Annotated in this window: 20 protein-coding genes; 5 read left to right on the forward strand and 15 right to left on the reverse strand. The window is 65.8% G+C overall.

Annotation, left to right across the window (positions count from 1 at the left end; translation table 11 throughout):
* Nucleotides 1-315: NrtR DNA-binding winged helix domain-containing protein (locus tag GOOTI_RS10085; RefSeq protein WP_007238484.1), on the forward strand; the 315-nt coding region annotated here is incomplete at its 5' end.
* On the opposite strand, the gene GOOTI_RS10090 is transcribed toward GOOTI_RS10085, so the two are convergent.
* The 6 genes from GOOTI_RS10090 to GOOTI_RS10115 form a co-directional block, all read right to left on the reverse strand.
* Entirely contained in the window at nt 299-922 is a 624-nt protein-coding gene (locus GOOTI_RS10090) for a DUF2567 domain-containing protein (protein WP_007238485.1), read from the reverse strand. The two genes, GOOTI_RS10085 and GOOTI_RS10090, sit on opposite strands and share 17 nt — an antisense overlap.
* On the reverse strand, nt 919-1,194 hold the full coding sequence (bsaP, locus tag GOOTI_RS10095) for a biotin synthase auxiliary protein BsaP (protein WP_007238486.1): 276 nt from the start codon (nt 1,192-1,194) through the stop codon (nt 919-921). The genes GOOTI_RS10090 and bsaP overlap by 4 nt, the downstream gene beginning before the upstream one ends.
* 75 nt (nt 1,195-1,269) lie before the next feature.
* A complete protein-coding gene (gene bioB / locus GOOTI_RS10100; protein ID WP_007238487.1) occupies nt 1,270-2,361 on the reverse strand; it encodes a biotin synthase BioB in 1,092 nt (363 codons plus the stop codon).
* On the reverse strand, nt 2,358-3,116 hold the full coding sequence (bioD, locus tag GOOTI_RS10105; protein WP_007238488.1) for a dethiobiotin synthase: 759 nt from the start codon (nt 3,114-3,116) through the stop codon (nt 2,358-2,360). Before bioD ends, bioB begins: the two co-directional genes overlap by 4 nt.
* A complete protein-coding gene (locus GOOTI_RS10110) occupies nt 3,113-4,348 on the reverse strand; it encodes an 8-amino-7-oxononanoate synthase (RefSeq protein WP_007238489.1) in 1,236 nt (411 codons plus the stop codon). Before GOOTI_RS10110 ends, bioD begins: the two co-directional genes overlap by 4 nt.
* Entirely contained in the window at nt 4,345-5,646 is a 1,302-nt protein-coding gene (locus GOOTI_RS10115) for an adenosylmethionine--8-amino-7-oxononanoate transaminase (RefSeq protein WP_007238490.1), read from the reverse strand. Before GOOTI_RS10115 ends, GOOTI_RS10110 begins: the two co-directional genes overlap by 4 nt.
* 121 nt (nt 5,647-5,767) lie before the next feature.
* Here GOOTI_RS10115 and GOOTI_RS10120 point away from each other — a divergent pair, with 121 nt between their 5' ends.
* The 4 genes from GOOTI_RS10120 to treY all read left to right on the forward strand — a co-directional run bounded on the left by GOOTI_RS10120 (nt 5,768) and on the right by treY (nt 13,886).
* Nucleotides 5,768-6,343: a TetR family transcriptional regulator gene (locus GOOTI_RS10120; protein ID WP_007238491.1), complete on the forward strand. Its 576-nt coding sequence runs from the start codon at nt 5,768-5,770 to the stop codon at nt 6,341-6,343.
* Between the two features lie 172 nt (nt 6,344-6,515).
* Entirely contained in the window at nt 6,516-8,714 is a 2,199-nt protein-coding gene (locus GOOTI_RS10125) for an acyltransferase family protein (protein WP_007238492.1), read from the forward strand.
* Between the two features lie 64 nt (nt 8,715-8,778).
* The gene (gene glgX, locus GOOTI_RS10130; RefSeq protein ID WP_007238493.1) at nt 8,779-11,532 is read left to right on the forward strand and encodes a glycogen debranching protein GlgX; all 2,754 of its coding nucleotides are present in this window, start codon (nt 8,779-8,781) and stop codon (nt 11,530-11,532) included.
* A complete protein-coding gene (gene treY, locus GOOTI_RS10135; RefSeq protein WP_007238494.1) occupies nt 11,529-13,886 on the forward strand; it encodes a malto-oligosyltrehalose synthase in 2,358 nt (785 codons plus the stop codon). The genes glgX and treY overlap by 4 nt, the downstream gene beginning before the upstream one ends.
* Before the next feature lie 15 nt (nt 13,887-13,901).
* On the opposite strand, the gene GOOTI_RS10140 is transcribed toward treY, so the two are convergent.
* From GOOTI_RS10140 to GOOTI_RS10180, 9 genes are all read right to left on the reverse strand, one after another.
* Entirely contained in the window at nt 13,902-14,852 is a 951-nt protein-coding gene (locus GOOTI_RS10140; protein WP_007238495.1) for an Rv1363c family protein, read from the reverse strand.
* 83 nt (nt 14,853-14,935) lie between these two features.
* Nucleotides 14,936-16,108 (reverse strand): MCE family protein, encoded by a 1,173-nt coding sequence (locus tag GOOTI_RS10145; RefSeq protein WP_007238496.1) that lies wholly within the window; start codon nt 16,106-16,108, stop codon nt 14,936-14,938.
* Entirely contained in the window at nt 16,096-17,307 is a 1,212-nt protein-coding gene (locus tag GOOTI_RS10150) for an MlaD family protein (RefSeq protein WP_007238497.1), read from the reverse strand. Before GOOTI_RS10150 ends, GOOTI_RS10145 begins: the two co-directional genes overlap by 13 nt.
* Nucleotides 17,304-18,437 carry an MCE family protein gene (locus tag GOOTI_RS10155; RefSeq protein ID WP_007238498.1) on the reverse strand — a complete coding sequence of 378 codons (1,134 nt, stop codon included), beginning with the start codon at nt 18,435-18,437 and terminating at the stop codon, nt 17,304-17,306. Before GOOTI_RS10155 ends, GOOTI_RS10150 begins: the two co-directional genes overlap by 4 nt.
* Nucleotides 18,431-19,411, reverse strand: coding sequence for an MCE family protein (locus GOOTI_RS10160; RefSeq protein WP_007238499.1), 981 nt, complete (start codon nt 19,409-19,411; stop codon nt 18,431-18,433). The genes GOOTI_RS10155 and GOOTI_RS10160 overlap by 7 nt, the downstream gene beginning before the upstream one ends.
* Nucleotides 19,412-19,419: 8 nt before the next feature.
* Nucleotides 19,420-20,454: an MCE family protein gene (locus GOOTI_RS10165; RefSeq protein ID WP_007238500.1), complete on the reverse strand. Its 1,035-nt coding sequence runs from the start codon at nt 20,452-20,454 to the stop codon at nt 19,420-19,422.
* On the reverse strand, nt 20,451-21,782 hold the full coding sequence (locus tag GOOTI_RS10170) for an MlaD family protein (RefSeq protein WP_007238501.1): 1,332 nt from the start codon (nt 21,780-21,782) through the stop codon (nt 20,451-20,453). The genes GOOTI_RS10165 and GOOTI_RS10170 overlap by 4 nt, the downstream gene beginning before the upstream one ends.
* Nucleotides 21,783-21,792: 10 nt before the next feature.
* A complete protein-coding gene (locus GOOTI_RS10175) occupies nt 21,793-22,659 on the reverse strand; it encodes an MlaE family ABC transporter permease (RefSeq protein ID WP_007238502.1) in 867 nt (288 codons plus the stop codon).
* 1 nt (nt 22,660) lies between these two features.
* Nucleotides 22,661-23,530 carry an MlaE family ABC transporter permease gene (locus tag GOOTI_RS10180; RefSeq protein ID WP_007238503.1) on the reverse strand — a complete coding sequence of 290 codons (870 nt, stop codon included), beginning with the start codon at nt 23,528-23,530 and terminating at the stop codon, nt 22,661-22,663.
* Nucleotides 23,531-23,718: the final 188 nt, after the last annotated feature.

A 23,718-nucleotide genomic window follows, 5' to 3' on the forward strand; every position in this document is an offset into this window, starting at 1 on the left:
CACGATCACGCGGACATCATCGCGTCGGGGCGTCGACGACTGGCGGGAAAACTCTCGTACACGAATATCGCGTTCGCACTCGCCCCGGCCCGGTTCCCGATGTCGGAACTCTCCGAAATCTATTGCGCCGCATTGGGTTACCCTGTCGACACGACCAACCTACTGAGGATTCTGAGTCGACGTGGCGTCGTCGTCGCCACCGGAACCGTCGGACGGACCGGGCGCACGGGCGGCCGTCCACCTGCGCTGTACGCCTTCGCCGACAACGAGTTGCGGGTCACCGACGAGTTCGCGACCCTCAAACCCCCGCCGTGAGTGGCTGCTGCGGCAGGTCGTCGACTCCGTCACCGACGCCGAGATCGGCGTCGCTGGTGGCGAGCGCACACACCAGGTAGACAAGACTCAGGGCCAACGGTGCGCAGATGAGCAGAATCCACGGCGCCGAGAATCCGTTGCGCGTCGCACCGTCGAGTACGAGATCAGGAACCAGACGAAACGTCTGCCCCATCGACACCTCATGCGGGTCCGGAAAGTGCAGTTCGGCGACCCATGTGCCGATCGCGCCCGCGATCGCGGTGCCGACCACCGTCGTCACGAACGTGACCGCATAACCGATCAGTCCGCGCCAGTACCGGGACGCGAACCAGGCCAGCAAGGCCGCGATCGCCCCATACGCCAGCATCCAGGACGCGAAGACCGCAACGCCCGCGAACTCCTCACCGAGCTGTTCGGCGGGCACCGCCGCACCGTCCGGCGTGACGGTCCCGGTCACAGCGGGGGTCGTGACCGCCCACACCGCGCCGAACACGGCACCGAGTAACAGCACGACGGCTCCGACGGCGACGAGCGGCGCGACCGAATGGCGACGCGGACGTGACGTCCTAGCGAATCCCGGAGCAACCGATGCGCTGCTCGCCGTCATCGTCGTCCCACGTGTGACGAATTGACGTCGCCGTGGCGGGAGCAACGGGCGTCCCAGCCGTCGGGACGCACCTGTACGACCATTCGCCGACCGCACTGACCACAGAACCGCGGGGGCTCGAGACCGAGTCGAGCCGCCGCGGGCACCGCGTCGGACGACTGGAGGTCGAGCTCGATGCCCGTGTACACGCCGTACCGGCACGGTTCGTCGAGCGGACCGGGAATGTCGATGGCGTGTGCCACGTGGGGGTCGACCGTGGGTGTCGGGGTCATCGGCATCCTCTCACCGTGTGGTTCATCGAGTTCGAGTATGCACGCCACTCATCCGGGCGTTCTCGAGTGTGGCCATCAGATGCTGTCGTTGAGCGCCTTGATGGGCATCGACAGATCGTGCAGGAGATCGAGGTCGTCCTCGGCCGGCCTGCCGAGCGTGGTCAAGTAGTTGCCGACGATGACCGCGTTGATGCCACCGAGAATGCCCTGCTTGGCGCCGAGGTCGCCGAGTGTGATCTCCCGCCCGCCCGCGAAACGCAGAATCGTCCTGGGCAACGCGAGCCGGAACGCAGCGACGGCCTTGAGCGCCTCACTCGCCGGCAGCACGTCGAGGTCACCGAACGGAGTCCCCGGGCGCGGGTTGAGGAAGTTGAGCGGGACCTCGTCGGGTTCGAGGGCTGCGAGGTCGGCAGCGAACTCAGCCCGTTGCTCCAGCGACTCGCCCATACCGAGAATTCCGCCACAGCACACCTCCATACCCGCGTCGCGCACCATGCGCAGCGTGTCCCAACGCTCTTCCCACGTGTGCGTCGTGACGACGTTCGGAAAGTGGCTACGGGCGGTTTCGAGGTTGTGGTTGTAGCGATGAACGCCCATGTCCCGCAACTGGTCCACCTGCTGCTGGGTGAGCATGCCGAGGCTGCACGCGATCTGGATGTCGACCTCGTTGCGAATGGCCTCGATTCCCGCGGCGACCTGGGACAGCAGCCGCTTGTCTGGGCCACGTACCGCCGCGACGATGCAGAACTCGGTCGCGCCGGTCTTCGCGGTCTGTTTCGCGGCCTCCACCAACGAGGGGATGTCGATCCACGCGCTGCGTACCGGCGACGCGAACAATCCCGACTGCGAGCAGAAGTGGCAGTCCTCCGGGCAGCCACCGGTCTTGAGCGAGATGATCCCCTCGACCTCGACCTCCGGTCCGCACCATCGCATCCGGACATCGTGCGCGAGCTGCAGCAGCTCGGTGAGTCGATCGTCGGACAGTCGCAACACCTCGAGGACCTGGTCGCGGTCGAGTGGCTCACCGCGCTCGAGAACCCGGGTACGCGCAATCGCGAGGATGTCGGCGGTGGCAGCGGGTGCCTGGTCAGCAGTGGATGCCTGGTCAGCAGTGGATGCCTGGTCGGCAGGGGGTGTGATCGTCGGATCGACGGGGGCCTGTGTCATGCGTGAACTCCTTCGATGGGCTGATCGGCCGTGCGGGTCTCGGCCGTGGGACGAGCGACGAGACTCGCGAGGAAGCCTGGGTCGAACCAGGTGGGTGCGGCGGTGCGGAACCGGTGAGCAGCGAGGCTCCCCACGCCTTGGGGGATGACTCCGACAAGCGGAACGCCTGTCAGACGGGGCAGGTCGTCCCGATTGCAGCGCATGGCGAGGTCGGGATCGTCGGGCGACGAACCGATGACGAGACCTGCCGGACGAATTCCCCTGGCGCGCAACGCCTCGACGGTCAGCTCCGCATGGTTGAGGGCACCCAGACCGGCAGGCGTGACCACGAGTGCAGCAGCGCCAAGGGCATCGGCGACGTCGAGTGCGGTCAGGTCGGTGCCCAGCCGCACCATGACACCTCCCGCACCCTCGACGAGGGTCAGGTCGTGTGTCCCGGTGAGCTCGGTCACGGAGTCGACGACGGTCGCGAGTTCGAGCTGCGCGAGCCCGGCTCGCGTCGCCGCGGTCTCCGGGGCGAGCGGCTCGGGATACCGGGCGCACTCGGTGACGTCGACCTCGCCGACCAAGGCGGCGATGGCCGCGAGGTCGCCCGGCTCTCCCGCGTCGACACCCGTCTGTGCGGGTTTGCACACCGCCACGCTCTTCCCGCCCGCACTGCAGGCCGCTGCGAGCGCCGCGGTGACGATCGTCTTGCCGACGTCCGTCGACGTTCCGGTGACCAGCAGTACATCGCCGCCCGTCGACGAGTTCATCGGACACCTCCCCCGTGCACGACGGAACGCGTCGCAAGTGCTTCTCCGACGACCTGCGCCGCATGGTCGACAGTGGCGTCGTCGAGATCGGCACGAACGGTCAGACGCAGTCGCGACGTGCCTGCCGGTACCGACGGCGGGCGGAAGCAGCCGACGAGTACACCCCGGTCCCGACACCGCGCAGCGGCCTCCACCGCGGGCTGCGGATCACCGACGATGCGCGAGATGACCGCGGCAGCCGGGACGGGCGCGTCGAGGCTGTGGGCCATCCGTATGGCGTTGTGGCGCAGCCGCTCCGGCAGTTCCGGCTGTGCGCGCAACACGCCGAGAGCCGCGCGAGCCGCGCCGACCGCCGCGGGATTGAGTCCGGTGTCGAAGATGAACGTGCGCGCGACGTCGACCAGGTGCTCACGGATCTCACCCGAGCCGAGCACGACGCCACCCTGCGCACCAAGGGATTTGGAGCACACCGCGGTCACCACCAGGTCGCGCGCCCCCGAGAGCTTCGATTCGGCGACGACACCGCGTCCGCCGGGGCCGCGCACCCCGAGCGCATGCGCTTCGTCGACGAGCAGCACAGCATTGTGCTCACGGGCCGTGCGATAGAGCTGCCCGACCGGCGCAGGCTCGCCATCGACGGAGTAGACGGAGTCGGTGACAACCAACGCACGCGATTCGGCGCGGTTACGTAACGCCGCCGCGACGGCGTCGACGTCGCCCCGATCGACCACGACCACCCGCGCCCGGGACAGTCGACAGCCGTCGATCAGCGAGGCGTGGGTGCCCGTGTCGGACACGATGAGGTCACCGCGCCCGGCAAGCGCGGTGATGGCACCGACATTCGCGAGATAACCGGAGGAAAAGCAGAGCGCAGCGTCGAAACCGAGGAAATCAGCGATCTCTTCCTCGAAATCGATGTGCAGGCGCGTCGTCCCCGCGACCAGGCGCGAGGCCGTCGAACCTGCACCGAAGGAGTCCAGAGCCGCGTGGGCGCCCGCGATCACCGCCGGATGCGTGGACAGTCCGAGGTAGTCGTTGGATGCGAGGTTGAGAAGGGGGGCGTCGACGTCGCGGACGTGCGGAACGCGATGCAGCCCTGCCGCATCGCGCGCGGCGGCGGCCTCGCCCAGCCAGTCCAGCGCCGAGGCGTCGTCTGCGATCGGGTGACGTGTCGCGCGCACCACGTCCCCGGCGCAGAATGCGCGAGGCCCGGCGACGGTCTCCCGGGTCATCGGCCGCCTCCCACGCCTGCCAGTTGCGGACACAGGGCTTCGACGGCCGCGACGATTCCCGCGCAGATGGTCTCGACGTCGGCATCGGTACACACCAACGGCGGCATGGTGTAGACGAGGTTGCGGAACGGACGCACCCAGACACCTGCGGCGACAGCGGCATCCGTGGCCACGGCGACGTCGACCTCGTCGTCGAGTTCGACGACGCCGATCGCACCGCACGTGCGGACGTCACGCACGCCTGCGACGTCGATCAGCGGAGCGAGACCTCGCGCCAGCGCATCGGAGATGTCGGCGACGCGACGTCGCCACGGGCTTTGGAGCAGTAGTTCCGTGGATGCGACCGCGACCGCGCATGCGAGCGGATTGGCCATGAACGTGGGGCCGTGAGCGAGGCTGCCCGCCTCCCCCACGCTGATCGTCTCCGCGATCGCGGTGGTGCACAGTGTCGCAGCCAGCGTCATGTATCCGCCGGTCAACGCCTTGCCGACGCACATGATGTCCGGCGAGACGGACGCGTGGTCGGCCGCGAAGAGTTCGCCGGTACGCCCGAAGCCGGTGGCGATCTCGTCGAAGATCAACAGCACGTTCTGTTCGTCGCAGATGCGACGGAGCTCGCCGAGATATGCGGGATCGTGGAACCGCATTCCGCCTGCACCCTGGACCAGCGGTTCGACGATGACGGCCGCCAATGCGTCGCGCTGCCCGACGACCGCGGCCTCGACGGCGTCGACGTACGCGGGATCGAAGTCGGTCGGTGGTCTCGGCACGAACACCTGGTCGGCGAGAACCCCTCGCCACATCGCGTGCATACCCCCGTCGGGGTCGCAGACGCTCATCGGGGTGAACGTGTCGCCGTGGTACCCGCCGCGCCAGGTCAACAGTCGGGTACGGCCGGGCTCACCGCGGCTGCGCCAGTACTGGAGTGCCATCTTGACCGCGACCTCGACGGAGACCGACCCTGAATCGCAGAAGAAGACCTTCTGTAATGGTTCGGGTGTGATGTCGGCAAGAAGTTGCGCGAGTCGGGCAGCCGGTTCATGGGTCAGGCCGCCGAACATGACGTGACTCATGGAGTCGAGTTGTTCGCGTACCGCCGCGTCGAGTACCGGATGACGATAGCCGTGGATGGCTGCCCACCATGAGCTCATACCGTCGACGACGGAGGTGCCGTCGCCCAGTGTCAGCCGCACCCCCTCGGCACCGCGGACGACTCGAGGCGTCGTCGACGACGGCATCGCACCGTAGGGATGCCAGATGTGCGCGGCGTCGATGCGGCTGATCTCGGCTGCGTCCATGTGGTGCGATCCTCCTCGCCGGGTCCGGAGCGTCCTGGACACCGTCCAGGATTTCCTGAACACTGTACAGGGTGCGGGGCGATGCCACGGAGCGGTTCCGCAGCCCCGATACCCTGTCGTCGTGAGCAACAACCGCGCCGACGTCCTGCGCGCCGCGCGCGGCATCCTGACCGAGCACAGCCTGGCCGACCTCTCGATGCGCAGACTGGCGAGCGAGGTCGGCGTCCGCCCCAACGCGCTGTACTGGCATTTCCCCAACAAGCAGTCGCTGCTCGCTGCGCTCGCCGACGACATTCTCGGCGACATCGGCCCGACGGATCCCGATCAGTCGTGGGATGGGCGACTCGGCGCCATCGCAGTCGGGATGCGGGCGGCACTGCTCGCCGTCCCCGACAGTGCCGAGGTCGTCTCGTCGGCCTGGGCGAGCGGACTGGGGACGCGCACGGTCGCCGACGACCTGACCGACGTCGCAATCTCCGGAGGTCTCACCGCACGCGATGCCTGCGGTGTCGCGACGGCGATCTGCCAGCTGATCATCGGACTCACCATCGAGGAGCAAACCCGCGCCCAGATGGAGCGGCTGGGGGTCATCGGACCGTCGGGACGCGACTTCGCAGCAGAGTTCGACGACGCGCTCGGTGTGTTGCTCGACGGCGCCAGGCAGCGGGCGCACGTGGACGACGCCCGATGCAGCTGACTGGGCCCGGTGCAGTGCACCGTGTGTCGGACAGGTCGGAATGGGTTTTTCGCAGGCTGGGCGGGTAGCCTCCTACCCGGAGTACGGCGTGCGCCGTCCACCTCGAAGTGTGGATCGGTCGGCGACGCCGTCACTCATCCAGCCCCCCGACACGGAAGCAAGCACGACCGACGTGGCAGCCCCAACCCAAGTGGTGACGACCCCTGCTCGGAACGAGCCCGTCCCGCCCCTCCCCGCGTACCGCACCGACCTCGACGGACTACGCGGGATCGCGATCATGCTGGTCGCCTGCTTCCACATCTGGTTCGGACGGGTCTCGGGCGGCGTCGACGTCTTCCTGGCACTCTCGGGCTACTTCTTCATCGGCTCGTTGTTGCGCCACGCGATCAACAGTCAGGCGTCACACGTCACCTTCATCGAGGCGCTCAATCCGTGGCCACGACTGAAGCGTCTGCTCCGTCGGCTGCTGCCGGCCCTGTTCACCGTTCTCGTGGCGGTTGCGGTGCTCACCGTCATCGTGTTGCCGCAGACCCGCTGGCTCAACATCGGCAGAGAGTTGCGCGCGTCGGCGCTGTACTACCAGAACTGGTACCTGGCGCTGAATTCACAGGACTATCTCGCGGCAAGCTCTGCGAACAGCCCGCTGCAGCACATCTGGTCGATGTCGGTCCAGGGACAGTTCTTCGTCGGCACCCTTTTCATGGCCGTGATCGCGACGGGGGTCATCAAACTTCTCTCGTCGATCATCAGGCCGATCGCACGGCCGCAGACGATCCGCGTCATTGTCGGGATCTCACTGCTGGCGATCGCCGCCGTGTCGTTCTACTGGGCGCACATGCGGATGGGCGTCAACCAACAGTGGAACTACTACGACACGCTTTCTCGTCTGTGGGAGCCGTTGGCCGGTGGCCTGCTGGCGATCTGGTTGCCGCGCTGGCGCGTGCCGCGCTGGTTGCGCAACGGTGCGGCGCTGATCGCACTTGCCCTCATCGTGACGTGTGGGTGGTGGATCGACGGCGTCGATTCCTACCCGGGCCCGTGGGCGCTGGTGCCGGTCGGATCGACGCTCGTCATCATCTGGGCGGGCGCCACAGCACTCGAGCGGCCCCGCGCCCACGAGGTCATCGATCAATCGCAGCCCGCGGTCAGCCGTGCTCTCGCCGGCCGGGTCCCGGTGTGGCTCGGCACTATCGCCTACTCGTTGTACCTGTGGCACTGGCCGCTGCTGATCTTCTACCTGACGTGGCGCGACAAGAACCACGCCAATGTGATCGAGGGCATCGGTCTCCTCGCGGTGTCCATCGGGCTGGCGTGGCTGACCAAGCGCTACATCGAAGACCCGCTGCGCGGCGGCGACCGGTCGACACTCGCGCGCGGCGATCGACGAGGTCGCTCTCGGCTGCTGAGTTACACGTCGGTCGTGACCACCGTGTTGGTGGTGGCATCGATCGGGGTGGCCGTCGGCGTCAACCTCTGGGATCGCCATGTCGCCAACACCGTCGTCAACACCGCGAATCTCGACCCACACTCCTACCCCGGCGCGCGGGCACTGCTCAACGGCTGGCCGGTACCGGCACTCGACCCGCAGCCGACACCGCTCGCCGTGCTGGGCGACTTCCCCGAGACCTCGACGCAGGGATTCATGAGTTCGTTCGAGGATCCCGCGATCCACGTCGGCGTCTACGGCGACCCCAACGCCACCCGCACCATCGCCCTCGCGGGCGGCTCGCATGCCGAATTCTGGATCACCGCGCTCGACGAATTGGGCAAACGCAACCACTTCAAGGTCACCACCTACCTCAAGATGGGCTGTCCGCTCTCGACCGAACTCGTACCCAAGCAACGCGGCGTGCCCTATCCGCAATGCCACGACTGGGTGCAACGGGTGATGGCCAAGGTGATCGCGGACAAGCCCGATGCCGTGTTCACCAACTCGACCCGCCCGCGGGACTTCCAGGCGGGTGACTGGATGCCCGACGACTACAAGCCGATCTTCACCCAGTTCATGGACGCGGGCATCCCCGTGCTCGGAATGCGCGACACGCCGTGGCCGATGGGTCCGACGGGCGCGCTCGACACCCCGACGTGTCTGTCCAACGGTGGAACCGCCTCCGAGTGCGGCTCCGAACGAGCGCGCGTCCTCTCACCCACCGACCCCGCGCAGCCATTCGCCGCCGACAAGCCACTGTTTCACCCGCTCGACGTCTCGAACGGCATCTGCACACCGACGGAATGCCCAGCGATCGTCGGCAACATCATCGTGTACAAGGACTGGCATCATCTCAGCGCGACCTACGTGCGCAGCCTGACAGACGAGGTCGGACGCCAGCTCGCCGCCGCACTGCCCTGGACGGGAGCGTCACACCCCTAGGGCTCCGAGATGAAGACAGCCCGCATCGCCGCTAGGGTCAACACATGACTGCGAAAAGGTGGGCATGACGGTTCCGCCGAGCGACGACGCCAGCAACGACACCGCGTCGCGCGACACATCTGCCACAGCGGCCACACCGCCTCACGAGCCCGCCCCCGGTGTCGATGCGCACAGTGTGGGACGAAGCGCCGATTCGACGACGGCGGCGCCGCCGAGCCAATCGTCCGGTCCGACAGCCGGGTCGCTGCCCCCCGATACCGAGGAGCAGGCCGACGCTCTCGTGATTCCCGAACCGGAACCGATTCCCGTCTGGCCCGGCACCCCATACCCACTCGGCGCGACGTATGACGGTGTGGGAACCAACTTCTCACTGTTCTCCGAGGTGGCCGAGGCAGTGGACCTGTGCCTGATCGATCGTGACGGGCACGAACGCCGCATCCGCCTCGACGAGGTCGACGGTTATTGCTGGCATTGTTATCTGCCGAACGTCGGGCCCGGGCAGTTCTACGGCTACCGCATCCACGGCCCTTACGAGCCGGTGAACGGGCTGCGCTGCGATCCGTCCAAGCTGCTGCTCGACCCGTACGGCAAAGCGTTCCACGGCGACTTCGACGGAGATCCGTCGCTGTTCTCGTACGCGATGGCAGCACCCGAATCGGAGGGGCCTGCGGACTCCGATGAGGCCGCACATGATGAGTCCCGTGCCGACACCCCCGCCGCCGACGCTCCCCCGGTCGTCCCGGCCGAACAGTCGTTGCGCGCCACCGGTGATCCGTCGTCGGACGATTACGAGACCTCCTCGACCACCGTCGCGCGTGCCCACGATCCCGCTTCGGCAGCGGCGGACCCACAGGCCGACGTCGACGCCTCGGCATCGAACGGTGCCGACACCGAATCCGAGGCCGGGGGCGCCGTTGGAGACGCGTCGGTCGACACCGAGGAAGCCGCAGAACCCGCGGTGGTGACAGAGCCTGATGAGACGGCCGACGCCGTCGTCGAGGACGCCGACACCGAGACACTCGAGAAGCCGGACGACGACGACACCGAATCGTCGCCGTCCATGCCGCAACTCGATTCACTCGGCCACACGATGCTCTCCGTGGTCATCAACCCGTACTTCGACTGGCAACACGATCGCTCTCCGCGACGGCCGTACCACCAGACGGTGATCTACGAGGCACATGTGAAGGGCATGACCGCCACCCACCCCGACATCCCGGAGTCGCTGCGCGGCACCTATGCGGGCCTCGCCCACCCGGTGATCATCGAACACCTCAAGGCGCTCGGCATCACCGCGATCGAACTCATGCCGGTGCACCAGTTCATGCAGGACTTCGTGTTGCGCGACAAAGGGTTACGCAACTATTGGGGTTACAACACGTTCGGGTTCTTCGCCCCTCATCTCGAGTATGCGTCGAACCCAGACCAACCGGCCGGCGCAGTGACCGAATTCAAGGCGATGGTCCGCGAGTTCCACAACGCAGGCATCGAGGTGATCCTCGACGTGGTGTACAACCACACCGCGGAGGGCAATCATCTCGGGCCGACCATCTGCTTCCGCGGTATCGACAACGGCGCCTACTACCGTCTCGTCGACGGGCAGCCCGAGATGTACATGGACTACACCGGAACCGGCAACAGCCTCAACGGACGCCACCCACACACGCTGCAGCTGATCATGGATTCACTGCGGTACTGGGTGCTCGAGATGCACGTCGACGGATTCCGGTTCGATCTCGCCTCGACGCTGGCCCGCGAACTCCACGACGTCGACCGGCTGTCCGCGTTCTTCGATCTGGTGCAGCAGGATCCGGTCGTGAGTCAGGTCAAACTCATCGCCGAGCCGTGGGACATCGGTGAGGGCGGATATCAGGTCGGCAACTTTCCTCCGCTGTGGACCGAGTGGAACGGCAAGTACCGCGACACCGTTCGCGACTACTGGCGCGGCGAGCCCGCGACACTCGGCGAGTTCGCCTCACGCCTGACCGGTTCGTCCGATCTGTACGAATCCACGGGCCGTCGACCGTCGGCGAGCATCAACTTCGTCATCGCACACGACGGTTTCACGTTGCGGGACCTGGTGTCCTACAACGAGAAACACAACATGGCCAACGGCGAGGACAACCGCGACGGCGAGAGCCACAACAGGTCGTGGAACTGCGGCGTGGAGGGTCCGACCGACGATCCCGAGGTCAACGAACTGCGCGCGCGCCAACAGCGCAACATCCTCGCCACGATGTTCCTGTCCCAGGGCACGCCGATGCTCGCGCATGGCGACGAGATCGGCCGCACCCAGCAGGGCAACAACAACGTGTACTGCCAGGATTCGCCACTCTCGTGGATGGATTGGTCCCTGGCGGACAAGAACTCCGATCTGTTGGAGTTCACCCGCAAGGCCATAGCGCTGCGTGCCAAACATCCGGTGTTCCAGCGTCGACGCTTCTTCGCGGGAAAGCCGATCCGGTGGGGGCAGGACATGCTCGACATCGTCTGGCTGACCCCGTCCGGTGAGGCGATGACGACAGCCGACTGGGACAGCGGATTCGGCAAGAGCCTCGCGGTCTTCCTCAACGGCAACGGCATTGCCGAGAAGGACGAACGTGGCGAGGTGATCTCCGACGACAGTTTCATGATCTGTTTCAACGCCCACTACGAGGACATCGACTTCACGCTGGCCTCCGAGCGACTCGGCAACGAATGGGAGGGCGTGCTCGACACCAGACACCCGCAGGGCGACTCCGACATCGAGTCCGCGCCGTGCGGCAGCAGTGTCACGATCGGTGCGCGCTCACTCCTCGTCCTCCGTAAGCTGACATGACGACAAGCGATCGCCGTCACCCGATCGCGACCTACCGGGTACAACTGACACCGGATTTCGGCTTCGCCGACACTGTCGGCATTCTCGATCACCTCGTGGCGCTGGGCGTCAGCCACCTCTACCTGTCACCCATCGGGACCGCCATGCCGGGCTCGACACACGGCTACGACTGGGTGCCGCCGCCTCAGGTGGCTCCGACACTCGGCGGCATCGACGGCCTCCGTGCGCTGCGAGCCGCCGCGACCGAACGCGGACTGGGCATCGTCATCGACATCGTGCCCAATCACACGGGCGTGGCGGAGGTACTGCGCAATCCGTGGTTCGCCGACCTCTTGCGACGCGGCCCCGGGTCGCGTCACGCCTCGTACTTCGACGTCGACTTCTCGTCGGAGAACGGCTGTGCCGGGAAGATCGCCATTCCAGTCGTGGCCTCCGACGGCGATCTGTCGCCGCTGACCGTCGACTCGCACGGCATATTGCGCTACTACGACCACGAATTCCCCACTGCCCCGGGAACACTCGGCGGTAGTGCACAGGATGTGCATGCGCGCCAACACTATCGACTCGTGCCGTGGGACAGCGGACTCATCGGCTATCGTCGTTTCTTCACCGTCAACGAGCTCGCGGGGCTGCGACAGGAAGACGAGCAGGTCTACCGCGCGACGCACACGTGGATCAACGAGCTCCTCGACGAGGAACTCATCGACGGGGTACGCGTCGACCATCCCGACGGCCTGTGGCAGCCGATGGCCTACCTCGACGACCTGCGAAGCGACCTCGGTTCCGACTCGCTGCTCTACATCGAGAAGATCCTCGCCGCCGACGAACCGCTCGAACCGACACTTCCGGTCGATGGCACCACCGGCTATGACCAGATGCGAATCATCGACGCCGTCTTCACCGCACCGTCGGGTGTCGTCGAACTCGACGAAATCCACCTGCGGGTCACCGGGCAACCCGGGGATTCCCATTGGCTGCACGCACAGGAGCGTGAACGGAAGCTGGCGACGTTGCACGCGAAGTTCGCGGCCGAACACCGCCGACTCGTCCGCGCGATCACCCATTCGGACCCGAGCGCAGACGCCGCCGGGGTGGCCGAGGCGACGGCCGAACTGATCGCCGGACTGCCCGTCTACCGCGCCGACTACCCGTCGCTGCGCCCGCTCTTGATCGAGACCGCGGCCGAGATATCCCTTCGCCGGCCCGATCTGGCCGCGGCCGTCGACACGATCATCAGTGCGACCGCACACCCGGGAGCCGCGAGCTCGCGTCTCGCCCAGACCGGCGGCGCCGTGACCGCGAAGAGCGTCGAGGACAGTCTCTTCTACCGGACGGCGCGGCTCGTCTCGTCGCTCGAGGTGGGCAGCGATCCGGCCGACCCCACGCTGAGCCTACAGAACTTTCACACACACAACGAGATTCGCGCGGAACAGTGGCCGCGGGCGATGACGGCGACGAGCACACACGACACGAAACGCAGCGAAGACGTGCGTGCCCGCGTCGCGCTGATCGCACAGGTGCCGGAACGGTGGTCGCTCCTCGTCGACGAACTGTGGTCGAACTGGCCCCCACCGGACGATCTGACCGGCTACTTCCTGTTGCAGAACATCGTCGGTGTCTGGCCGGTCGGCGACCCACCCGGCACCGGTGTGGTGACCGATCAGCTCCGGCAACGCCTCTACGACTACGCGCGCAAGGCCACGAGGGAGGCCGAGCTGCACACGTCGTGGACCGCCGTGAACTCGGAGTTCGAGTCACAGGTCGATACCTGGATCGACGAGATCACCACCGGCGCCGCAGCCGAATCGATATCGCGTTTCGTGTCGAGGATCGCCTCGGCGTGGGAGCAGGAGGCGTTGGCGCGCAAGGCGATCGCGTTGCTCGGACCCGGTGTTCCCGACATCTACCAGGGCACCGAATGGTGGGACGACTCGCTCGTCGATCCCGACAACCGACGCCCCGTGGACTTCGACCGCTCGCTTGATCACCCCAAGGCCAGACTCGTCCGGGCCGCGCTCGGCGTGCGTGCGTCGCTGCCCGCCGCGTTCGAGCCTGGTAGCAGCTATCTTCCGCTCTACGCCGACGGGCCGGGAGCCGACCACGCCATCGCGTTCGGGCGCGGCGTCGGCGATGTCGCCGACGTGATCGTCGTGACCGCTCGCTTCACCCACAGCCTCATCGGGGACGCGGCGCTCACCTTCCTCGACCTGCCGACGGGGACGTGGCGTGACGTGCTGACGGGTGCCACCTACCGCGACGTCACCGACCTCGGTGAACTGCGCGCCACCAATCCGGTCGCGATACTCGTGCGCTCGACCGCCGACACCCCAACCACCCGGCCGACGAGAGCGTGATCGGCTGCTCGCGGCTCACCCGCCGGGCGCAGGGGTCGGGGCAGCGGGTGTCGGGGCAGCGGGAGTAGGGGCCGGAGCCGGGTTCGCAGCCCCGCCCTGCGTGTCGGCGGCGGGCCCGTTCGTACCCTGCTGCTGACCCAGTCCTGCTTGTGCGCCACTGAGTTTGGACACCTTCCAGGAACCGTCTTCCTTCATCAGGTCCAGCCAGACGAGCATCAGTTCCTTGCCGCCGCTCGGTGCGATCGTGCTCGTGCCTGACACCTCGACCAAAACGGCCGTCGAGGCGCGGTCGGTGTCGAAGGACTCGACGGACACGGATTTCACGGTCGGGGTGGCCTTGACGTTGAGGTCACGCAGCGCCTTGGTGCCGTCGGTCTGTTCGCGCTCGAGGTTCGTGCGAAATTCGCCGGTGCTCAGCGGGCCCAGCAGGGTCTTCATGTCGCCGACCGCGTCCGAGTTCATCGTGCTGACGAGCTTGACGGTGAACACCGACGACGCCGCCTTGGCGTCGTCGAACGCCGCCAACCGCTGCTGATCGCGGTGATAGCCCCACCCGAGCAACCCCACGGCGACGATCAGTGCCACGACCACCAGGCCCGCGAGCACCTTGAGGACTCCACCGGTGCTGATCGTGAACGAGACCTCACGAGATGCTCTGCGCGCCTTCGCGGCAGGGGCCCGGTCGGCCTCCCCCTGTGCCGCCGACGCCCCATCGGAGGTGGAGTCGTCACGCCCATCGTCGACGCCTTCGGCTTTTCCGGTCCGATCCACCTCCCCGGTCGAACGTGCGGCCGCGCGAGCGCTCTTCGTCCGGGGCTTGCGCGTCGAGGCATCCCTCGACGCCACCGTCTCGGTGCTGCCCGGACTCGAGCCGTCTGCAGTTACCCCTTCTGGAGTCGGGCTGCCGTCAGCGGCGGTGGCGGACGCTTCGGTGTTGTTGTCGGCTGTCATGTGTTCCCAGTTCATTGTGCTCACCTGCCATCGGCGGCAGGCGCGATGTGCGACGTCACGCACTGGCTCGACAGAGGATCGGGCCGGTGCGGATCGCCCTAACCCAGCGGTACCGTTCGCGCGTTGGGGTCTGCTCCGAGGGCGGGCCCCGCGGTGTCATCCCCGGGGGGTCGGGGCGCGTTGGCCGAGCCGCGGATCTGCTGGTTCTTGTCTTCGGTGACACAGTACAGATTGGTGGGAATCACCGTTTCGAGTACCTTCGTCGGCCTGATCGGGGTCACCGCGTAGTTGCAGTAAGGCCTCGGGAAGATGGCCGCCATCACCCACCAGGCGCCGTCGTGGAACATGTCCTTACTGGTGTAGGAGGCGTCGCGGATCGACGGCAACAATGTCGCCAGTGCCGGTGCCCGCAGCGCACCCTGGCGCGCGATGTCTGCGATCTGTTGGAGCACGCCGGTCAGCGGATCCCGGATCTGGCTCAGCGAGCCGCTCAGGCTGGTGAACTGTGCGGGCGCTTTGCCGAGCAGGGTGTTGAGCTCGGCGTTCGCGGCGACCGCGGAATTGATCACCGCGCTCGCACCCGACACCGTGGTCCCGAAATCGGGTTGGGTGTTTGCTGTGGTGGCGAGAATCGTCCCGGTCTGTTGGATGAGTTTCGTGGTCTCGGGCAGGACGCGACGCAGGTCCGCGAAGATCGTGCCCGCGGCGTCGAAGAACGTGCGGAGCTGATTGGCCTGACCCGCCTCGGGGGTGAGCGCGACGTCGAGACTCGACACGGTTGCACGCAACTTCACCGGGTCGATCTGGCTGATCACGTTCAGCGAGGACTCGAGCAGCGCCGGGAACGGCGCGGTGACGTGGGTCTGGTTCACCTCGATGGTGTCACCGTCGGTGAAATACGGCCCGCTGCTCGTCGACGGCGTGAAATCGACGTATTGTTCTCCAGCTGCCGACAATCCGAGCGCCGAGACCAGTGCGTTCCGGTTGATCCTGACGTCGTCGTCGATCGAGAGGTGCGCCTGCACCGACGTCGGTTGCACCTGTAGCGAATCGACCTCGCCGATCTTCACGCCTCGCAGCGTCACGCGCGAACTGTCTTGCAGTCCACCGGATATCGGGAAGTTGACGGTCAGGTGGTAGGTACCCTGCCATGGCCGCCAGCTCAGGGCTCCGAAACCGATGTAGGCCAACCCCAGCAACATCACGACCACGAGCCCGATGTTGCCGAGCGTACTCGCGTGTTTGCGCAGCCAGCCCATCATCCGCAGCATCCCTTCGTACCGCTCAGTTGGGCGAGTATTCGTGTGAGCGTCTGCTGCAGCGATTGCCCACCGGACTCGAGATCTTGCAGTTCCGGCAGACGGCTCGCCGAGTCGAATCCGAATCCCGTTGTGAGCCAGTACAACTTGGCCGAACTCGCAACAGAGTTGCCCTGGATGGTCTTGGCGAACTTCGGTGTCAGCTCGTGCAGGTTGTCGGAGACGGGTCCGAGAATCGGTGGTACGTCACGTAGTTCGGCGGTGAGCGTTCTCAGATGCCCGATCAGCGACACGAGGCCGTCGGAATCGTTCCGGACGAAATCGTTGGTGGCATCGGTGACCTTGGTGGTCTTGTCGAGGGTCGACAGGATCAGACTCATCTGATCGTCCACCGTGTCGATGGCCGGCCCGAGCTTGTTGATCGCCGCCATGATCTGGGGGCGTCCCGCCGACAGGTCGGCGGTCAACCGGGACGTGTTTCGCAGTGAGCGGTCGACCTCGGCGGAATTGGTGTTCAGCCGTGTGATCGCCGTGGTGAACTCTTTGATCGCGCCCTGGAGATTGCCCGGGCTACTCGGGCCCCCTGCCACGGCCGCGCTGAGTTCGGTGACGATCTGTTGCAACGAGCCGAGCGAGCCGCCGTCGACCACCGTCGCCGCCGAGACGAGGATGTCTTCGACCGTCGCCGCGGCCGACGTCGGTCCCGTCAACACCGCGCCGTCGGCAACCGACGGGCCCGATACGTTGGCGGGCGGCATGAGTGCCACGAAGACGTCGCCGAGTGGTGTCGCCTGGCGCAGTTCTGCTCCGGTCCCCACCGGGATCTGCGCGTCGCGGGCGACTTTCATCGTCACCACAGCGGTGTAGTCGTGCACGGTGATGTCGCTGACTTCGCCGACATCTGTTCCGTTCAGTTTGACCTTGGCCCTGCTCGGAAGATTCAGTGCGTTGTCGAAACGGGCGGTCAGCGTTTTGCCGTCACCCACGCCCCCGGGTGCGGGCAACGGCAGTTGTTCCACGGTCAGTCCGGGCATCGCGCCACAACCACAGAGGCCGACCGTCGCCGCGACCAGCAGAGCGAGGAGCGCGGGGACGGTACGCCTGCTGCCGCCGGCAACGCGTGGTCGGCGGATCGGCCCTGGGTACCTGGCGACGCGCGGACGCGACGTCGGCAGTCGCGGCGGGCCCAACGTGATCGTGAACTGCCTCATTTGCTCATCTCCAGCAGACTCGAGAACACACCGAGATCCGGCCCGAAGTCCTTGAGTTGTCCGGTGCGACAACCGTTCTTCTGCAGGTTGATCGGCTGACAGAAGGCATTCAGCGCCTCACCGTCGAGCAGCGACTTGTCGAGCAGGACCTGAATCCGCCATGCGCGTTGCTCGGGCGACACGGTGTTGGCGAGGTTCTGGAACAGTAGCGGTGCCACGTCGATCGTCTCGACCACCTGTCGTGAATAGTCGTTCAGATTGTTCACCAGGGCGCTCAGCCTTCCGGTCGAGTCACTGATGGTCGTCGAGTTGTTCTTCAGGAACTCCGAGGTGTTGAGCAACGTCTGGTTGAGATCGTCGAGCGTGGCCGTCAGGCCCGGGGCCTGCTGGCCCAGCATCTGCGCCACCTGACTGATCGATGACGAGAACTGTGTCATCTTCGGGTAGTTGGCGGTCAGCGCACCCGTGATCTTCTGTGTGTTCTTGATGACCTGGGTCAATTGATCGCCATTGCCCGCGAATACGTTGGTCGCGGAACCGAGTTGGTTGATGGCCTCTCGGATTCGTTCCCCGTTTCCCGTAGTCGTGCCCGAGGTGATGTCCACCAGGTCGGCGATCGGGCCCTGCCCGTCCTTGTCGGTACTCAACGACGTCACGAGTCGATCCACGGCGTCGAAGAGATCACCCACCGCCACCGGACTGCGGCCCTCGTTCTTCATAATCGCGCCGTCGGTGAGTTTCGGACCACCCGAATACGCCGGCGTGAGTTCGATGTGGCGGGTGGTGACGATGGAGGTGTTCACGATTGCAGGGGTCGCATCGACGGGAACCGGGACGTTCTTGTCGATCGTGAAGGTGACCTTGACGCGATTGCCCTGCTGCTGCACGGAGGTCACCTGTCCGACGGGCATTCCGAGGACGGCGACGTCGTTGTCCTTGTACAGACCGGCGACGTTCGGGAAGAAGGCTGTCACCTCGATCTGGGAGCCGAAAGCCACCTTCCAACTCGCGGGAACGAGCGAGCATCCCGAGAGCAGTGCGACGACCATGATGGTCAGCGCGAGGACGATGGTCGGCCGACGCCACCACGTGCCCGTGACCCTGTGTCGCCTGGTCCGCACGCTCAGCATCCGTCCACCACCCGGGCGGTGCACAACCAGTTGTCGGGGAACAGCCCCCACGGCAGGTAGCCCGTCGAATGCGGACCGTCGGCCATGATGTTGTTCAACATCCGCGAGGTGACCGGCAGGATCTGCAGGAGCTTGCGCAGGTTCTCCTGGTTCTTCTGCAAACCCTGGCTGATCGTGTCGAGGTTGGCCATGATCGGCGCGAAGCTGTCCCGGTTCTCCGCGGCGACGGCTCGCGACTGATCGACCAGTGCCGCCACGCCGTCGAGGAGTTTGGTCACCAACGCCTCACGCGCGGCGATCTTCTGTGCGAGTTGACCACCCTGCCCGACGATGATCGCCAACTGTGTCTGCGTGTCGTTGACCACCGATGTCACGGTGTTCGTGTCGGCGAGCAACTGCGTGATCTGGTCCTTACGGTTGGTGACGATCTTCGACATCTCGACCAGCGAATCGATGGTCGGACGGGCAAGAGCCGGTGCGTCGGACAGCTGCGCGTTGAGTGAGGTGATGCTCTGCGCGAGCGCGGTGTCGTCGACGCCCGCGATCACGGGCGTCCCCACTTCGAGAGTCTTCTGCAGGTCGTAGGGCACGGCCGTCTTCGCAATCCGGCCGTCGGGCGCGGGCTGCGACGAATCACCCAGTGACACATCGACGTAGCGCTGTCCGAGTAACGTCGACATCTTGATCTCGGCGGAGCCGTTGGACGTGACGTCGACGTCGTTGTCGACCTTCATGGTGACCTTGACGTGATCACGCTGCAGCGATGTATCCGACACCTCACCGACATCGATGCCGGCGACGCGGACCTTGTCGCCCGGCCGGATACCACCTGCCTGCGCGAAATCGGCTGTGTAGGACTTCTTCCCGATGTGTGCCTGACCGATCCCGGTGACCACGAGAATGAGACCAACGATCACCACGGCACCGATCACGCCATACCACGTGCGTCGGTGACGGTTGAAGCCTCGCCGCATGCGCCCGCTCATCGGCATACCGGAGAGTGTTTGGTGCCGCCGATCTTGTTCAGAATCCCTGGCGGCAGGAGCACATTGCCGATCGAGATGTCGAGATCACACGCGTACACGTTCAGGTACGCCCCCTCCTGCATCGCCTTGGGTAGTAATGCGAGGAACTTCGGCAGATCGACCACTGTCCGATCGAGCGATGCTCCCGCAGCGATCAAGCCGTTCGTCGCGTATCTGGTGTTGTTCGCGGCGGCCGCGAGGTCGGTGCGCGACCGGCCGAGAACATCGGCGAATCCCGCCGCGGTACGCCCGACGTTGTCGACGGACCTGCCGAGGGCGGCCGAATTCGCGTTGAGCTTCTCGATGAGTGACGCGACGCTGGTGACCACACCGCTGAGCTGACGCTTCTGCACGGACAGGTCACGCATGACGCCGCTGAGGTTGTCGATGATGGCACCGATCACCACGTCGCGGTTGGCCATGTCCGAGGCGAGCTTGCCGATCTGGGCCACCGTCGTGTTCAGCGACACGGTGTCGCCCTGGAACGCCTGGACCAGCCCGTTCGACAGCGCGTTGACCTGTTCGGGCTGCAGGGTGTCGAATACCGGCTGGAAGCAGGCAAGCAACTTGGTCACGTCGAACGAATCCTGGGACGGCTGTTGCAGGGCCGAACCCGGCGCCAGCGGCGACTCCTTGGAATCGTCCTTGCGCGACAAGGCGAGATACCGCTGTCCGACCAGATTCTGATACCTGATCGCCGCCTGCGTCGTGGTGAACACCGGCTGATCCTGTTGCACCTCGAACGTCACCTTCGCGCGGCCATGGTCGAGGTCGATGGACTGCACGCGCCCGACGCGGACACCTGCCATGCGGACGTCGTCACCTGCCAGGAGCCCCGACGCGTCGTTGAAATACGCCGAGAAGTCGCGTGTGGGGCCGGACACGGAGCGTTCCAATGTCGAATAGATGACGTAGGTCAGCAGTAACGCGACGACCGCGAAAACTGTGAAGCCTATCAACGGCTTTCGGATCGAACCCTCGACAGCACTCATCGTCCTCCTCCCGTGCGGTTGTCCTGTGCGGGTTCGAGCGAGACCGACTGCACGAGCGGACCGAGCATCAGTGTGTCGGCGGCACGGGGCGCACGATCGAGCGCGGCTGTCAGTGTCGCGTTGTCGGCATCGGTGGTCACGGCCCCCGCGGCCGACGGCGTCGGATCAGTCTTCACATGAGTCGACGCCGGGGAGACGAGCAACGGACCCGAACTGGTCGGGCCGGTGCCGGTTCCCGGACCCACACACCCCGGTCCGCGCGCCTGCCCGTACGGTCCGCCGTTGTAGACCGGACAGTTGGCCCGCGTGTACTGGTTGAACGCCCCGAAGCTGAGTCCGATGTTGACCTGCACATGCCCGTTGAGCCCGGTGAACACCGTCACGGCTCTGGCGGCCAGTTCATTCAGAGCGGTCAGGGCCTGCGGCAGTGCCTCGGGTTCGAGGGTCACCGCGCCGATAGTGGTGTCGAGGTCGGGAACCAGACGCTTGGCCACGTCTCCGTTACGCACGAACAGCGCCTGGGCCTGGTCGACGGTGCTCGACGCCGCGGTCAGCAGGGCGGTCATGTCGCGTTGGTGCGATGCGATGGTCATCGCCGGGATCACGCTGCGCCCCAACGTGTTCAACAACTCCGGGGCCGATTGCGCCAGACCGGTCACCGAATCGTTGAAGTTGTCGAACCCGGAAGGAGCACCGTCGGGGAACTGTGCGTTGATGCTCTCGAAATAGGTCTTGAGTTCGCCGGAGAACATCCCGAAGACGGCTCCGCCACCCCGGAGCGCATCCGCGATGGTGCCGAGCACCGTCGCCAGTTGCTCGGGAGGAACAGCGGTCAGCAGTGTCCTGAGATCGTTCTGCGCGTCCTGCAGTTTGATCGTGGCGAGGGATCTGTCGGCGGGAATGGTGGCTCCGTCGGAGATGTGTTCGGCTACGGGCTGACCGGGAGCGACGAGTTCGACCGAGTTCACGCCGAACAGATTCGACGGAACGGTCCGAGCGGTCACGTTCGCCGGAATACCCTCCGCCTGACCGGGATCGAGGTCGATGTCGACCACCTTGAGTTGTTTGCCGCCGGCTCCGGTCTCCGTCGACAACGCCATGGCCTTGACCTCACCCACGATCAGACCGTTGTAGCGCACGTCGGCACTGTCGACGAGACCATCGCCGATGTCCTCCATCTGCGCGCGCACCGGCACCACGGAATCGAACGCACCCTGATAGCGCATGAACAGCACGACGAACATGATGGCGAGGACGACGACGAAGATCAGGCCGCGCAGAACGTACTGGCGCAGTGAGGGATTGCGCCCATCGGTGGCGACGTTCATCGGTCCCCCCTCATCCGGATATCCGAACGCCGGACGACATGCCCCAGAAGACGAGCGTCATGATCAGGTTCGCGAACACGATGACGATGATCGCGAGGCGGATCGCGTGGCCTGCCGCGACCCCGACGCCCTCGGGTCCACCCGAGGCGAAGTAGCCGTAGTAGCACTGGATGAACGTGGTCAGCAGCACGAACACGATCACCTTGACGAAGGAGAACAGCACATCCTGCGAACGGATGAACGAGTCGAAATACGAGAGGTAGTCGCCTGCGCCCTTGCCGCTCTGAAGCTGGAACATGACCTGACAGGCAATGTAATTCGCGGCAAGCGATACCGCGTAGAGCGGAACGATCGCGATCACGGCGGCGAGCATGCGGGTGGTGACCAGATAGGGCATGGGCCGGATGGCGATCGATTCGAGCGCGTCGATCTCCTCGCTGATCCGCATCGATCCCAGCTGTGCGGTGAACCGGCAACCCGATTGCGCGGTGAAGGCAGTCGCTGCCAGCAGCGGGCCGATCTCGCGAGTGGTCGCGAACGCGGAGAGTCCGCCGGTCACAGGCGCCATACCCAGCAGATTCAACGCGGTGTAGCCCTCGATGCCCACCGTCGCCCCGCCCATGATGCCGAGGATCAGCATGACCCCGACCGTCCCGCCGCCGACGACGATCGCACCGTTACCCCAGGCGACGTCGGAGAGCAGGCGCCACACCTCCTTGCGGTAGTGGACGAATGTCAGCGGCACGGCGCCGATCGATCTGACCAGGAAGGTGACCAGATGTCCCATCTGCGCCAACGCATCACGTGGCGCGGTGACGATGACCTTGCCCGCGCCCAGGGGACGCAGGACAGGTGGCACATACCGGGATGCGGTCACCTCACACCACCTTCGTCGGAACGAGGAGAGTGAACATCTGCGTGAGGATGACGTTCACCGTGAACAACAGAAGCACCGAATTGACCACCGCCGCATTGACCGAATTGGCCACACCCGCCGGACCGCCTTTGGTCGACAGCCCTCGATCGCAGGCGACGATGGCGCCGATGGCGCCGAAGATGACCGATTTGATCAGAGCGAACGACAGGTCGGAGACAGAGGCGAAGGAAGCGAACGTTCCCGTGTAGCTGCCCGGGGTCCCACCCTGGAAGTACACGTTGAACACGTAGCCGGTGATGAAGCCGACGAAGCACACGAAGCCGCACAGCAGGAAACTCACGACCATCGTCGCGAGGAGTCGGGGCGAGATCAATCGTTCGATCGGATTGACACCCATCACCCGCATGGCGTCGATCTCGTCGCGGATGGTGCGCGAGCCCAGGTCGGCGGCGATGGCCGAACCGACGGCACCGGCGAGGAGCAGAGAGGTCACCAGTGGTGCGCCCTGCCGGATGACGCCGAGGCCGGTGGCCGCGCCGGAAAACGAGGTGGCGCCGATCTGACCGGCGATGTTACTGACCTGGATCGAGACGATGACGCCGATCGGGATGGCCACGAGCAGCGTGGGCAACACGGACGTGCTGGCCATGAAGGCGCACTGTCGAATGAACTCGGCGAACGGGAACCGTCGCTTGACGATGTCGACGATCAGGGTTCGGAATACCTCGACGAACAGGCCGAGTTGGCGGCCGAACGTGTCGAACGACGCCACCACGTGCTCGCGGAACCACACGGCCAGCCCATTGTGCCGGGACCTGATCGTCACGTTCTGTTCTGGCGTCTCACTCGGCCGCGCCGCGGTCTCACTCATGACCGGCTCCCGATGACAACCACCCCTGCCCGTGTCGTACGCGCCCTTCCAGGCGCCAACCTGCCGACGGTCACGTCATCGTCGGCACAACGCCAACACACTTCCGTCTCGCTCCAGCCACTTATCTAACTGCGCGGTAATATACATCGCCGCATGCATCTCGTGTGCGATGGGTCACATGGTGGCGA

Source organism: Gordonia otitidis NBRC 100426 (genome assembly GCF_000248075.1).
Lineage (GTDB): Bacteria > Actinomycetota > Actinomycetes > Mycobacteriales > Mycobacteriaceae > Gordonia > Gordonia otitidis.